The following is a 14,030-nucleotide window of genomic DNA, read 5'->3' as shown; positions in this document are numbered from 1 at the left end:
AACCAGCAGGTACCCGCTTCGCAGAAATCCGTTGAACGTGCGCCACATTCCTGTGACATCGGGAGACACATTCCGAGCGGGTAGAATCTGAGGCATTCGTCTAACGCTCCTGGAGCCAACGCAATGTCGACCCCCTCATCCATTTCCCGCCGCACCACGCTGACCAAGTATCTGATCGAGCAGCAGCGGGAACATCAAAACCTTCCCGCCGACCTGCGGCTGTTGATCGAAGTGATCGCACGCGCATGCAAACAGATCGGCTATCAAGTGAGCAAGGGCGCGTTGGGTGAAGCGCTGGGCACCGCCGGCAGCGAGAACGTTCAAGGCGAAGTGCAGAAGAAACTGGACATCCTGTCGAACGAAATCCTGCTTGAAGCCAACGAATGGGGCGGCAACCTGGCCGCGATGGCGTCGGAGGAAATGGAAAAGATCTTCCCGATTCCGAACCGCTATCCGAAGGGCAATTATTTGCTCACGTTCGATCCGCTCGACGGCTCGTCGAACATCGACGTGAATGTGTCTATCGGCACGATCTTTTCAGTGCTCCGATGCCCGGATGGCATGGAGCCGAGCGAGCAGGCGTTCATGCAGCCGGGCTCGGCGCAGGTTGCGGCCGGTTATGCGGTCTATGGTCCGCAAACTGTGTTCGTGCTGACCACCGGCTACGGCGTGAACTGTTTCACGCTCGACCGCGAACTCGGTTCGTGGGTGCTCACGCATAGCAACATGCAGATCCCCGCCGACACCCGCGAATACGCAATCAACGCATCGAACAGCCGCCATTGGTATGAGCCGGTGCAAAAGTATGTGAACGAGCTCAACGAAGGCAAGGACGGTCCGCGCAAGGAAGACTTCAACATGCGCTGGATTGCGTCGATGGTGGCGGATGTGCACCGTATCCTGAACCGCGGCGGCGTGTTCATGTACCCCGCCGACAAACGCACGCCGGATCGTCCTGGCAAACTGCGCCTGCTGTATGAAGCGAACCCGATGGCGTTCATTGTTGAGCAGGCGGGCGGCGCTGCGACGGATGGCGAGCAGCGCATCCTCGACATCGTTCCGACCAACCTGCATCAGCGCGTGCCGGTGTTCCTCGGATCGAAAAACGAAGTGGAGCGCGTGACGCTTTATCACGCAGAAAAGAATTGATCCAAGGTCTTGCCAAAATCGCCGGAAGGTACTTATAATCTCGTTTCTCTGATGCCGGAATAGCTCAGACGGTAGAGCAGCGCATTCGTAATGCGAAGGTCGGGGGTTCGATTCCTCTTTCCGGCACCAAATAGAATCAAGCAATTTAGCCCAGTCCCCGGACTGGGCTTTTTGTTTTTCGATTCTGAAGTTTTTCGATGCTCAAGTAACCGCCAAGCAACCGGATTGACACAATACCCCGGCGCTCCACGCGCAGGCATCCCTCACTGCGGCGGCCATGCGGCTTGTCCATGCTGTCTATACTGATCAGCTTCACCAGGGACCTACCCTTTGTAGCTCCTGAAGAAAACCGTTGCTCGTCCGCAACCGAATCGCAGTCGCGGGTTCAGGCTGGGTTAAAAGAATGTCATGCTGGAATCCTCATGTAAATCAACGCCGGGAGCCACGAAAATGGCTAAGTCCAGCGACACACACGAGCTCACGCCGGAGCAGACGACGCGATGCAAGCGCCAGATCGGTTTGGCGACTGCAGCGGCCGTCATAGTTGCCGCATTCCTATGGGTCGTCGCTGTTCGACTCGGCCTCACCAGCTTGTGATCAGCAGCTGCATGGCAGACAGAAATTGCTCGTGCTAGCATTTTCGCTGTCCGATCTGCCCCGTTTGACATGTTCAAATCCGCTTGTTTGATCGTGTTGTGCGCCGTCGCGCGAACTGCGTTGGCCGGCGATTTCACTGTGCCAGTCACAATGACCAGCGAGACGCAGCTGGGCGAGGCCGCTGAACTTCAATTTGATCCCGGGACCGGCAAGGTCGGGAAACTGTTGATCCTCGGAGACAACATGGCCGGTGCGCAGACTGAACGGAAGTTCACCTATGACGTCTCTGGTGCCGACCGGAAGACCGCGCGCGGAGCAACCGTCGTCGTCAGCTTTGACGACAAGCAGTCCCTCGAAATCTCTTGTGATCCGATGGCCGATAACTGCATCTCGTCGGGATTTGTCACGGAAAACGGTTCAACATTTTCGATTTCGTGGACGATTACGAATCACTAATCTCGCGATCTCGCCGTTCATGCTCGTGGCCAGAACGCACGCTCCTGTTAAATGAAGCAGGAATTAAGGGTTTACACCTAAAAACCGCAAAAGCCAATTGCGCGTCCAGATCTTAATTTTAAGGGATCTCTTACCTACACTTGGATCACCGGCTTCGAACAACGGTTCGCAGCCAAACCCAAGACTGGAGGTTCATCATGAAATCGCTTATTCAAGCAGTAGTGGTTGCCGCAGTGCTCGCCGTACCCGCCGTTTCGTTCGCTCAATCGAATGCGCCGCAGCAGGACGCTACTGCGTCCAGCTACGGTGGTGTTGCCGACGGTACATCGGCGTCGGGTGCACATCGTGCGCTTCGTTCGTTCGATCGAGTGGTCCATCGCGTGGATAACAAGATCCGTTCGTCGATTCGCCCGGATGCCAATGACGGCATGCAACCGGTATATTTCGGTTCCTGAATTCGACAAGAGTGTCAAAGTCGCCACGGCATACTGTGGCGACTGACTCGGGCACACGGGCACGTGGTGAATCCCGAGAAAGGTGCGAGAAGCTGACGTGTCTGTCGCGTTAGCTGATCCGACAGATCCATTCAAGTCCCCAAAACCCTCCGCTATACAGCGCGTTAATGTGGCCGGCCAGTATTCGGGCACACGGCCACAATCATTAACAATTTCGAATTTGTGCACGCTTCAGCTTAAAAGGTAATAAAAGTTGTCAGGCAGCGGAAAGCGTCGAAATGAATGGGCCGCGCTGGTAAAGTCCCCGTGATTTTTCTGGCTTTACTACGGTCTTCATTGACCTCGCCCCACCTCACCGCGCCGCAATGCCGTTCAAGCCAAATCAAAGAAGCGCCCGCGACTGGATTGCGTACCGCACACGGTATCTTCCGGCCGTTGCGTCGCTGAGTCTGTCCTTGCAGGGATGCACGCTGCATGGCGCACCATCTTATGAAATCTTCGGCGCGTATTTTCCGCTCTGGCTGCTAAGTGCCGTGCTCGGACTCGTCGGTGCGCTCATCGCCCATCGACTATTGGTTTCCACGGGATGGGCGCAGATCGTCCCGTTTCAGCTCTTTGTCTGTATGGCCATCGGCTTGACCGTCGCCGTGATTTTTGGGCTTTCGGTAAACGGACAGCTCCTACGAAAATAACCGGCTTGCGCAAAGGCGCTCTCAAAGGCCGCATAGTCGCGTGCGCGATCGTCGCGCTTGGTATTGCCGCGCTGTATTACGCCTCTGACCGGTCAACCCGATATCCGTCAACGGACGACGCAACGATCGATGCCGACGTCGTGCATATTGCATCGCCGGTGAGTGGCCGGATCATCCGGCTCGCTGTGACAGACAACCAGCGGGTCGCGAAAGGCGACGTGCTGTTCGAGGTTGACCCGGTTCCGTATCAGCTCCTCGTGGCGCAGACCCAGGCTGACCTCGACCTGGCCCGCGCCGCGTTGGACACGCGCCGCAGGACCCTGGTCGGCGAGCGCGCGAATTCGGTCATCGCAGGTGACCAGACCGGCAAGGCGGCGCACAACTATGAACTGAGCTCGCGCAGCGTTCAGCGGCTCACGCCACTCGCGGCAAAAGGATATGTCCCGACCCAGCAACTGGACCAGGCGCAAGTCGCGCAACACGATGCCGAGCTATCGCTTAAGCAGGCACGAGAGCAAAAGCGGGCGGCCGCGCAGACAATAGGTGATGAGTCAGGCGCCATCGCCGTGGTGCGCGCACGCGAAGCAGCGCTCGCACTCGCGCAGCACAGCCTTGACTCAACGGTTGTACGCGCGCCGCACAACGGTTTTGTCACAGGCCTCTCGGTGCTGGCGGGCGAGACAGTCGCACCGAATCAGTCGATCTTCACACTCATCCACGCGGACGAATGGTTCGCCGTCGCGAACTTCCGGGAAACAGCGCTTGGCGCAATCCAGCCGGGTGATTGTGCGACCGTCTATTCGATGATCGACCGAAGCCGGGCGATCCACGGCAAAGTGGTCGGCATTGGCGCGGGCGTTGCCGATTCTGACCGGATCAATTTGCCGCGCGCGTTGCCCATCGTGCAACAGTCCGTGAACTGGGTGCGGGTTGCGCAGCGCTTTCCCGTGCGTGTGCGCCTGGATGAGCCGGCTGCCCGGCTGGTCCGGATCGGTGCAAGCGCGATAGTCGAGGTCCGGCATGGCGCGGCCTGCCGGTGATCTCGCCCGCCCAGGCGCGGCCGATTTCCTGAAACTGCTTGCGCCCTATCCGGGGCGAGCGGAAATGGCCTGCCGCGTCGCATTGATCTGCGCGCTGACGGTATGGGTGACGAGCGCCTACGGCACGCCGGAAGCAGCAATCTCGGCCTACGTCGTGTTCTTCCTGAACCAGCCAGACCGGGTATTGAGCGTGGTGCAGGGCCTGGCAATGCTGGTGCTGGTCACGCTGGTCGTTGTGCTGATAACGGTCGTGGCCCTATTCGCACTCGACGATCCCGTCTGGCGGGTCGCGTGCATCGCTGGGCTGTCGCTCGCCCTGCTGTTCGTCACGTCGGCGAGCAAGCTGCGGCCGGTAGGCGCGATCGTTGCGATGATCGTCGGATTCACGCTCGACGAACTCGGCAGCGTGCCGTTCGGCGAAGCGGCGACGCGCGCCTTGCTTTACTCTTGGGTAATGGTCGCGATTCCAATCGGGGTATCGATCTGCGTCAACCTGACGCTTGCGCCGTCGCCACGGCGGCTCGCCGGCCGCGAGTTGGCGAAGCGCCTGCGGCTCGCGGCCCGCAGCCTCGCTGAACCCGAGGCAACGCGCGACGCGCTCGGTGCCTGCCTGCGCCAAGGGGACGCGCAGATAAGCTCGTGGCTGGCGCTTTCGGCGGTCGACGGATCGTCGGCACGTGCCGATGTTGCGCCGCTGCGGCAAGCCGTGTCGTCGACGCTTGCGATCCTCGTCGCAGCGGATCTGGCGGCCCGCGAACCGTCGAGCCGGCTGCCAACATCGTTCGTCATGCCGATCATCGACACGCTGGAGAATATGGCCCGCATGCTCGAGGCGGGCGGCTATCCGGTGGATATCGAACTCAGTCTGCCCGGCGCGACCGAACTGACGCCGCTCGCGCGCATCGTGGCTGAAGAACTGCAGCACGCAATCACCCGCTTCGCCGTGGCCGAACCCGATGTAAAAACCGGTGCCGAAAGCTCCCCGCCTGCCGACAAGCGTGGCGGGTTCTTCCTGCCCGACGCGTTCACGAATCCCGAGCACATCCGCTACGCGTTGAAGACCACCGCAGCGGCAATGTTTTGCTATCTGCTTTATTCGCAGCTCAACTGGCCGGGTATCCACACCTGCTTCATCACGGTCTACATGGTGTCGCTCGGCACCACCGCCGAAACCGTCGAGAAAATGACGCTGCGCATCGCGGGGTGCCTCGCGGGCGCGCCCCTCGGTACCGCGGCGGTCGTGTTCGTGATACCCGCGATGACCTCCGTCGTGGGGTTGATGGGTATCGTGTTCCTCGGTGCATTGCTGTCGGCGTGGATTGCTTTCGGTTCGCCGCGCATCTCTTATGCAGGATTTCAGATCGCATTGGTTTTTTTCATGTGCGTGATCCAGGGCGCCGCGCCCGGCTTCGATCTGACGGTCGCGCGAGATCGCACGATCGGGATACTGATCGGCAACGTGGTCGTGTATCTGATCTTCACTCGCGTGTGGCCCGTCAGTGTGGCCGAGCGCGTCGATACCACGCTCACCTCGCTGCATCATCAGTGGGAACGGCTCTCGGCGCTGGCGAATTCCGCCGCGCGCCGCGCGCAGGCCTCGAGCGCAATGGCTCAGCGCGGGGCGCTGGAACAGGACCTGGCGCTGATGCATTACGAGCCGTCGTGGGTTCATCCGGGACCGCAGTGGATCGCCGAACGTCGCGGCGTGCTGGCAAAGCTCAGTGCGCTCGAAGGGCCGATATTCCTGTTTGCCGAACAAAGACCGGGCGATGCCGCGATCGGCGTCTGGCTCAGACGGATCATGGGCAATCCGCCGCAACAGCCGGCTGAAACCAGCGCGATAACCGCGTTGCAGCCATTGGCGGACGCGCATGCGCCAATCGGTGACACACGTGCAGCATTGCTACACCTGGGCGATGCACGCCTCGCTCAACTCGAACACGCCGCGCCGAGTGACGCGGCGAAGGACCTCACGACCCATGCTCCGGCTTGATCCTTCATTCGCACTGGCGATCCTGGCCGTAGCGAGTTTGGCCGGTTGCGCCACGTCGTCCGTAGACATGGCTCCCGACAGCCCCGACCGTCCCTGGCAACCTCTGAAGGACGCGGACGGCGCCATCGTGCCCGGCCCGGCGGCACCGATCGGATCGACCGGATCGACCGCAACGGGACGTAGCTACACGTTACCCGCGAATCCCGCGCTCGCCACCGTACCCCCTCCGCCGACGCTGACCCGGTGCATGCGTACGAGCTGCCCGAGCTGATCGACCTCGCGGAATCGGCGAACCCGCTGACTCGTATCGCATGGAACGATGCTCGCAACATGGCGCTCGCGGCCGGCATCGCGAAGAGCGCGTATCTTCCCCAACTGTCGGTTGCCGCGATGGGGCAGTACGCAGGCGCTCAGAATTCGCGCTCGTCCATACCCGGTGCTTCGTCAACCGGCGGAACGGGACATGGCACGACCTCGGCGCTGTCGCTGCAATGGCTGCTCTTCGATTTCGGCGGACGCGCTGCGCGTGTCGAGGCTGCGTCGCAGGCATCGGTGGTAGCGAACATCGGCTTCACCGCGGTCCATCAGCAGGTGATCTTCGATGTCAGCGTCGCGTTCTACGGGTACCAGGCCGCGCGCGCCCGCGTCGCCACGACCGGCCAAGGTGTCGGCAACGCCGCAGCAATCCTGGCGGCAGCGCAATCGCGCTACAAGCATGGAATCGGCACGGTTATTGAAGTGGCGCAGGCCAACCAGAATCGCGCGCAGGCGAAGCTCGCGCTGATCCAGGCGCAGGGAGCCGAAAGCAACAGCTATCTGGCGCTGATCTCCGCAATGGGTATCTCGCCGCTCTCGAAACCCATGATCGCGGAGATGCCGGCACACACGCTGCCGGCGCCGACGAGCGACTCGATCGAGCAGATCGTGTCTTCCGCCATCGCCCGGCGCCCGGATGTGTTGAGCGCATATGCCGCCGAGCGCATCAATCTGGCGAAGGTGAAGGCAGCCGAATCGGAATTCTTGCCGAAGGTATTTCTCTCGGCTAACGGTGCGTACAACACCGGTAGCTCATCGATTTCGGCCATTCCATCCATCGGCCAGCAATTACCGACGGTGAACCTGAGCGGCGGCCGGTATGGCGGCAGCGTGATCGTCGGCGTGACAATTCCGCTGTATGACGGCGGCTTGCGCCAGGCCGTACTCGCGCAGGCACGCAACGATGCAGACAGCGCATCGACCCGCCTCGCCCGAAGCCGCGAAGAAGCAGTCCGGCAGATCGTCGTCGCCCAGAATACGCTGCAGACCAGCCTGAGCGCGCACACTGCGGCCAAAGAGCTGCTGGCCGCCGCGCAGACAACCTACGACGCCGCATTCGATGCGTACGGCCAAGGGATCGGCTCGGTCACCGATTCGCTGCTTGCACAAAATCAGTTGTTGGCGGCGAGGAACGCCGCGGCCGATAGCTACAGCAGCGCGCTGTCGGCTGCGGCCGCGCTCGCGCTGGCCACCGGCTCAGTCGCTTCGATACCAACACAGCCCGACTGGCGCTGAACGTTTCGAGTATCGAGTTCAGCCATATCCGTTCGCTGCATTGCTCCGGGCGGTTAACTTAAGGTAACGCCTTAGGTTAACAACGGTTAAGCGACTGCTCACTCAGCGCAAATCGAACATTTCACGTCGCCTCGCCGATGCTTAGGATTTATCCAATTTGCGAACATGAGCTTGTGTGCATATGTGCGCTTGCGGACACATTGAAGAGAGGAAATTCCCTAAAAGATAATAAACCGGTCAACCGCGCGCATTTACTGCCGTTATCCATATTAGGGGGGCACGTTATACGGCGTAACTACGCGGCGTAACTACGGCGGCTTGCGCCACCTCAGGCAACGCCGGAATCGCATCGAGTTGAGTTTGAAACGTCTTGCGAAATAGTTACCGCAAAGCAGCACATGGCATCGGTAATAGAGCTAACCACGAATAGCCGCTTTGCACTGTGAAGGAAGGAACGGCAGTGAATTGGGTCATCGGGGGAAACGCAAACGGCGCCATTAACTGTGACGTGCCTGAGTCACGCGATTGGTGTTCCGTTAAAGCAACAGAGCAGCCGGTAAAAGTTCCGACAGCGCATTCGGCGCTAGCAGGAAGCCAGAGTCGAGATTGATAATCGACCCATACAAGGAGAGAAAGTGATGGACGCCAAGCCGACCAAAATCCCGACACCCGACAAGGTGCAATGTCCGGATCAAGAACCGGTCGCAGTTGAATTTCTCGCGGAATTGCCCGAACACGTCCGGGCTTTCTTCGACGAACAGCGCAACCTGTGCGATTCGAAGTAATTGCTGGAACTTGCCGGCGTGCGCTCAACGCATGTGACCGTCATGCGGTGTTTTTGCGGACCTCGGGCAGGCTGCGGGTTTCGTACGCTTGAACAACGCGGCATCTCTCATTGGCGATGCCGCGAAGGCGCGCAAGCGTCGGGTTGAGCCAGCGCCAACTGAATTAACACGAACCAGGATTGCCAATCTTGCGTCGCGCAGGATGATCGCCGCGAACACGATGAGTTAAGCTGCAGATCTTTGCACGCCATCGGTCACTCATGTTTTCCACTCGCTTCTCACGCACCCTGCGGGCCATTGCCTCATTGCTCGCTGTCTCGTCACTTATCGCACTATGCCAGTCGGCCGCTCGCGCTGATGGCGACGACACGCCTTTCACCAACCTCATCGCATTGTCGTCACAACGGCTGGCGCTCGCAGAGCCGGTCGCGCGCTGGAAATGGGCGCACCACGAACCGATCACCGATCAACCCCGCGAAGCCGCGCTGCTGGCCGGTATCAATAATCGCGCGAAGTCCGCCGGTATCGACCCGGCATTTGCGCAGCTGTTCTTTCGCGATCAGATAGAGGCAAGCAAGGACGTTCAGAACGCCCTCTTCAATAACTGGCGGAAGTCACGTGCGCCCGAAGGGACGCCACCGGATCTTGCCCTCGATACCCGGCCGAAGCTCGATAGCGTGACCAACGCGTTGCTCTCCGCGCTAGCTGGCGTCGAGCCGATGCGCCATGCCGACGACTGCCCGCTGCGGCTGGCCGACAGCATCGCGCGCTGGAAACATCTCACCCGCTACGATTCCGCCCAGAACGCGCCGCTGGCGCGCGCGTTGTCGCACGTGTGTGCATCGGGCGGCGTGGGCGCGGTCGGCTAGACCGGCTCGCCCGACAGGCACGGCGTGGCCGTGAGCGGCACGATTGTCAGTCCGTGCGACAGCCGTTCGCTGAGGACTCGATATGTCGATAACTCGAAGCCTGCCGCAGGCGCCGCGGCTCGCAGTTGCGCGGCTTCGGCGAGTGACCCGGCCATGCCGAAATACTCCCAGGCGTCGACCACGTGCCACACGCGCGCGCAGGTGGTCGCATCCGTTTCCTCTATCGCTATGGCGCCGGGATACGTCCAGGGTGCGTGGCTCGGGTCATCGCCGCGCGCTTTGGACAGCCGGTTATGTGCCGGACGCAGCCGCGCGATCGAGCGCCCTTCCGCCAGCATCGCCCCGATCTCACCGCCGGTCGCGGTCCATTCCACTCGCCGGACGAGTTCCGCGAGCCGCAGATCCTTCGCCGAACGTTTCGGACCCGACAGATGCGCACGCACCCGCTGGCGCAAGCGCACGCTTCGCCCGACGTACAGCGGCACATCGTCCTCGCCATAGAACACATAAATGCCGCAGCCGGCCGGAATCTGTTCGATGGTGTCCTCGTCGATATCGCCGGCAAGCCGGAAACGTCGCGCAACCTGTTCTATATAGCCATGCAGGACATCGGTGGACAATGCGCGATGCAGGTGCTGCCAGAATTGCCAGAGCAGGTCGGCGTCGGCCAGCGCGCGGTGACGGGCGGCAGGAACAAGCGCGTGCCGCTCGATCAGCGCATCGAGCCCATGCCGGCGCTCCGCCGGATAGATGGCGCGCGACAACTGCACCGTGCACAGCACGTCGGGCTGGAACTTGATGCCGGCACGCTTGAATTCGCTGCGCAGGAAGCCATGATCGAACCGGGCGTTGTGTGCAATAAACAGCCGCCCGTCGAGGCGGGCCAGCAAATCATGCGCGATGGACTCGAACGTTGGTGCATTGCGCACCATCGAATCGCTGATACCGGTGAGTTGCTGGATAAAGAACGGAATCGGCTGCTCCGGATTGACGAGCGAGCTCCACTGCGTCACACCGGCCGGCCCGACCTCGACCACCCCGATTTCAGTGATGCGATTCACGCCGAAGGTACCGCCCGTCGTTTCGAGATCGACGAAAACCAGCGGTTCTGAACTGACTATATTGGCAACGATTGGGAGCACAGCGCTGACCGCTAAAAGAGGAATGGACGCGATCCGCGCAGGAAGAAGGCGTATCGATCGAACATTTTAGCTCACGTCCATTCGAGCGCGGCCGGTTGGACGCTCCTGCCTGCAGCAACACCGGCTACTCCGCGCTCCGACGCACCGACGGCGCGAACCACGAGCGGCCCCGTATGGATCTCCATTTACTCGGGTTTAAAAGAAAAAACCGATCGTAATAATTCGGGATTTAAACCGTCCAGATCCGTCAAAAGGAAATATTTACTCGGTTTGTAACTGTTCTTATCCAACCGTAAGCGTTTACGAGCCTTGTTACCGAAACGAGCCGTCGGCATCATAAAAGGGTACCGCAAGCACTTTTAAAGGAGGTCATTGCTGTGACGACCGAACTCAAAAGCATGTTTTCGTGGATCAGGACATTGGTAGCGCCCCAGGCAGTATTGGAACCGCATTCAGCTCTGGATTTCGATCCGGCATGGCATGGTGACCACTGGCAGAACCTGTTGTCCTCGCCAATGGATGCGCGCCGTTATGTAATGGAAGACTGGACAATATCGAGTCCGCCGGCATTCGATAACAACGAAGCAGCGGAATCACCCGCAGTTGAGAATGAAGCCGAAGCTATCCGGGAAGAAGAACTGGAAGCGGCTAACTAAGTAAACGACGCCTGAGGCGGGTTCGGCATCCGAGTCCGTTCAGGCAAAAAAAAGCGCGACTGGGAAGTCGCGCCGACAAGGTTTGGAGATCTTTTCCGTCAACGAAAAAGTCTGCTTTGGAAAGCAGCACATGAAGTATAACGGCGCACCATCTCGCAATCATCAACAGATCTGGCAATCATCTATTGCGGTTCCGTCAACAATCCCCTTTTAGGATTATTGGCGTTGTATTTTAACGATAGCGCATGTAGCAATTGCGCAACGACGGCCTGTTGACACTCCGCACTAACCCCCGCCATTCCCCCGCGAAGCCTTATCCATAAAGGCTTAGAGCGCGTTTCTTAATCATTGCCGATCGCAGAATACTTTATTGCGTAAATCGGAATGCCATCACTGTAACGCCGTCTTTACACTTCGTCTGGTCCGGAAACGACTGTGTCTTCTGTTGGCACATGAAATCACCTGACAGCGCCTCTCGCAGCGCGTCGGAGTGAAGGTTTCCTTCAAGCCTGGGTTGTCAGACCCAAATTGCTCTCGGAGTTACAAAGATGAAAAAGACTCTCATGGTCGCCGCCCTGTCGGGCGTATTTGCTACCGCTGCTCACGCTCAAAGCAGCGTGACGCTGTACGGTTTGATCGACGCTGGCCTGACCTACACGAACAACCAAGGCGGCTCACATAACTTCAAGATGACGAGCGGCTCGGTAAACGGCAGCCGTTGGGGCCTGCGCGGTTCTGAAGACCTCGGTGGTGGCCTGAAGGCAATCTTCACGTTGGAAAACGGCTTCAGCATTGCTAACGGCACGCTGGGTCAAGGTGGTCGTGAGTTCGGCCGTCAGGCATTCGTCGGTCTGTCGAGCAGCCAATACGGTGCTGTGACTCTCGGTCGTCAATATGACTCCGTGGTCGACTATCTCGGCCCGTTGGCTCTGACCGGCACGCAATACGGTGGCACGCAGTTCGCACACCCGTTCGACAACGACAACCTCGACAACTCGTTCCGTATCAACAACTCGGTCAAGTACCAGAGCGCGAACTACGCTGGCTTCAAGTTCGGCGCACAGTACGGCTTCTCGAACCAGGCTGCTGGCTTCTCGAACAACCGCGCTTACAGCGTCGGCGCATCGTATAACTACGGTCCGTTGAACGTTGCTGCAGCTTACTTGCAGTTGAACAACTCGGTGACGGGCGCGGGAGCCGCTGCGGCGCTTTCGAACAGCGGCGGCGCTGTCGCTGGCGACAACACGTTCGTAGCAGGCCTGCAGCGCACGTTCGGTGCTGGCGTGAACTACGCGTTCGGTCCGGCAACGGTTGGCTTCGTGTTCACGCAAACGAAGCTTGAAGACGCATCAGGTATCTCCGGCGGCGCAATCGGCACGACGAACGGCGTTGGAATTGGTAACTACGCTCGCTTCAACAACTATGAGGTGAATGGCCGTTACGCACTGACCCCGGCCCTGAGCCTGGCTGGTGTGTTCACGTACACGGACGCTCGCCTTGATGGCGTGAAGCCCAAGTTCGAACAGGTCGGCCTGCAAACGGCGTACTCGCTGTCGAAGCGTACGGACGTGTACCTGCAAGGTGAATACGTTCACGCGTCCGACCTGGGCGGCACCGGCCTGGGCGCACCGATCACGGGCGTAGGCATGTCGTCGACCCCGAACCAAGTCTCGGCAACGGTTGGCATTCGTCACCGCTTCTAAGTCTTGTTCAAGGTTGTACCGATGTGAAAAAGGCGCCGCTTGCGGCGCCTTTTTTTCGTCCGGAGTTTCCTGACGTGATTGCCTCGGGTGAAGCGTCTCAGGTTTTGGGCGGATAACGCACATCGAGGATATCGATCTGCTGGACACCGGCAGGCGTATGCAGCGTGACCGTATCGCCAACTTTCGCCTTGAGCAAAGCGCGGGCGATAGGCGAGATCCAGCTTACGTGCCCAACGTCCAGATTCACTTCGTCCACGCCGACGACGGTCACCGTGTGCACTTCCCCGTCGTCGCCCGCATATTCCACCGTGGCGCCGAAAAACACCTGGTCGACGTTTTCCTGCCGGCTGCTGTCCACCACTTCAGCCAGATCAAGCCGCTTCGTCAAAAAGCGAATCCGCCGGTCGATTTCCCGCAACCGCCGCTTGCCGTAGATGTAGTCGCCGTTCTCCGAGCGATCGCCGTTGGACGCCGCCCAGGAAAGCAATTTCACGACATCCGGCCGCTCCACATCCAGCAGATGCAGCAGTTCGTCGCGCAGGCGCTGGTGCCCTGCGGGCGTGATGTAGTTCTTGGTGCCGGGAGGCACGCCCGGCGGCTGTTCGAGATCGAGATCGTCGTCGCTCTCGTCCGATTCCTTTACAAATGCTTTATTCATGGTGCAAACCGCTCAAAATAACGTGATGAGGAGCGAGATAGCTCCTCTGCACGGTAACACGAAGGAGATCGGCATTACAGAAATCGAGGCGTAACCCTTCCTTTTTTGGGAGAGCTTGGCTATACTCTTGGTCTCGCGTGCGGCTGTAGCTCAGATGGATAGAGTACTTGGCTACGAACCAAGGGGTCGTGGGTTCGAATCCTGCCAGCCGCACCACTTCTTCAAAGCGTTTAGTTGTTTTGTTTCAAGCAAGCGTTTCCTGTCTCAGCTTTTTGTATTACCCT

At 59.7% G+C, this 14,030-nt stretch carries 13 protein-coding genes, 2 tRNA genes and 1 pseudogene; 14 read left to right on the top strand and 2 right to left on the bottom strand.

The genetic code is table 11. From position 1 onward, the window contains the following. Positions 1 to 123 precede the first annotated feature (123 nt). The 11 genes and pseudogenes from AWB69_RS30560 to AWB69_RS30520 all read left to right on the top strand — a co-directional run bounded on the left by AWB69_RS30560 (position 124) and on the right by AWB69_RS30520 (position 9,587). Positions 124 to 1,149 (top strand): class 1 fructose-bisphosphatase, encoded by a 1,026-nt coding sequence (locus tag AWB69_RS30560; protein ID WP_062090553.1) that lies wholly within the window; start codon positions 124 to 126, stop codon positions 1,147 to 1,149. Positions 1,150 to 1,202: 53 nt separating this feature from the next. Beyond that, a tRNA-Thr gene (locus AWB69_RS30555) sits at positions 1,203 to 1,278 on the top strand. 321 nt (positions 1,279 to 1,599) lie between these two features. Continuing rightward, positions 1,600 to 1,746, top strand: a complete 147-nt coding sequence (locus AWB69_RS48080; protein ID WP_156529013.1) for a hypothetical protein — start codon at positions 1,600 to 1,602, stop codon at positions 1,744 to 1,746. A gap of 150 nt (positions 1,747 to 1,896) precedes the next feature. Then, positions 1,897 to 2,202, top strand: a complete 306-nt coding sequence (locus tag AWB69_RS30550) for a hypothetical protein (protein WP_156529012.1) — start codon at positions 1,897 to 1,899, stop codon at positions 2,200 to 2,202. Between the two features lie 197 nt (positions 2,203 to 2,399). Next, positions 2,400 to 2,657 carry a hypothetical protein gene (locus tag AWB69_RS30545; protein ID WP_062090551.1) on the top strand — a complete coding sequence of 86 codons (258 nt, stop codon included), beginning with the start codon at positions 2,400 to 2,402 and terminating at the stop codon, positions 2,655 to 2,657. A gap of 365 nt (positions 2,658 to 3,022) precedes the next feature. Further along, a complete protein-coding gene (locus AWB69_RS30540; protein WP_156529011.1) occupies positions 3,023 to 3,349 on the top strand; it encodes a hypothetical protein in 327 nt (108 codons plus the stop codon). Further along, positions 3,346 to 4,389 carry a multidrug transporter subunit MdtN gene (mdtN, locus tag AWB69_RS30535; RefSeq protein ID WP_062090582.1) on the top strand — a complete coding sequence of 348 codons (1,044 nt, stop codon included), beginning with the start codon at positions 3,346 to 3,348 and terminating at the stop codon, positions 4,387 to 4,389. The genes AWB69_RS30540 and mdtN overlap by 4 nt, the downstream gene beginning before the upstream one ends. Beyond that, positions 4,370 to 6,382 (top strand): FUSC family protein, encoded by a 2,013-nt coding sequence (locus tag AWB69_RS30530; protein ID WP_062090550.1) that lies wholly within the window; start codon positions 4,370 to 4,372, stop codon positions 6,380 to 6,382. Before mdtN ends, AWB69_RS30530 begins: the two co-directional genes overlap by 20 nt. Then, positions 6,369 to 7,933, top strand: a pseudogene (locus AWB69_RS30525) (TolC family protein). Before AWB69_RS30530 ends, AWB69_RS30525 begins: the two are co-directional and overlap by 14 nt. Before the next feature lie 638 nt (positions 7,934 to 8,571). Continuing rightward, the gene (locus tag AWB69_RS48840; protein ID WP_165936517.1) at positions 8,572 to 8,718 is read left to right on the top strand and encodes a hypothetical protein; all 147 of its coding nucleotides are present in this window, start codon (positions 8,572 to 8,574) and stop codon (positions 8,716 to 8,718) included. Between the two features lie 260 nt (positions 8,719 to 8,978). Beyond that, on the top strand, positions 8,979 to 9,587 hold the full coding sequence (locus AWB69_RS30520) for a chorismate mutase (RefSeq protein WP_082913651.1): 609 nt from the start codon (positions 8,979 to 8,981) through the stop codon (positions 9,585 to 9,587). On the opposite strand, the gene AWB69_RS30515 is transcribed toward AWB69_RS30520, so the two are convergent. Next, positions 9,584 to 10,729, bottom strand: a complete 1,146-nt coding sequence (locus AWB69_RS30515) for an exonuclease domain-containing protein (protein ID WP_062090549.1) — start codon at positions 10,727 to 10,729, stop codon at positions 9,584 to 9,586. The genes AWB69_RS30520 and AWB69_RS30515 overlap by 4 nt on opposite strands. Positions 10,730 to 11,127: 398 nt before the next feature. Between AWB69_RS30515 and AWB69_RS30510 the strand changes: the two genes are divergently transcribed. Then, positions 11,128 to 11,385 (top strand): hypothetical protein, encoded by a 258-nt coding sequence (locus tag AWB69_RS30510; protein WP_063977947.1) that lies wholly within the window; start codon positions 11,128 to 11,130, stop codon positions 11,383 to 11,385. A 548-nt stretch (positions 11,386 to 11,933) separates the two neighbouring features. After that, complete coding sequence (locus AWB69_RS30505) at positions 11,934 to 13,088, top strand: porin (RefSeq protein ID WP_062090548.1); 1,155 nt, start codon at positions 11,934 to 11,936, stop codon at positions 13,086 to 13,088. A gap of 97 nt (positions 13,089 to 13,185) precedes the next feature. On the opposite strand, the gene greB is transcribed toward AWB69_RS30505, so the two are convergent. Continuing rightward, positions 13,186 to 13,746 carry a transcription elongation factor GreB gene (gene greB / locus AWB69_RS30500; RefSeq protein ID WP_062090547.1) on the bottom strand — a complete coding sequence of 187 codons (561 nt, stop codon included), beginning with the start codon at positions 13,744 to 13,746 and terminating at the stop codon, positions 13,186 to 13,188. A gap of 139 nt (positions 13,747 to 13,885) precedes the next feature. On the opposite strand from greB, the gene AWB69_RS30495 reads away from it, so the two are divergent. Then, positions 13,886 to 13,962, top strand: a tRNA-Arg gene (locus tag AWB69_RS30495). Positions 13,963 to 14,030: the final 68 nt, after the last annotated feature.

The sequence above is a fragment of the Caballeronia udeis genome (assembly GCF_001544555.2).
Taxonomy (GTDB): Bacteria; Pseudomonadota; Gammaproteobacteria; order Burkholderiales; family Burkholderiaceae; genus Caballeronia; species Caballeronia udeis.
Note: the sequence above shows the minus strand (reverse complement) of the source record. Positions and strands in the feature narration are given on the sequence as shown.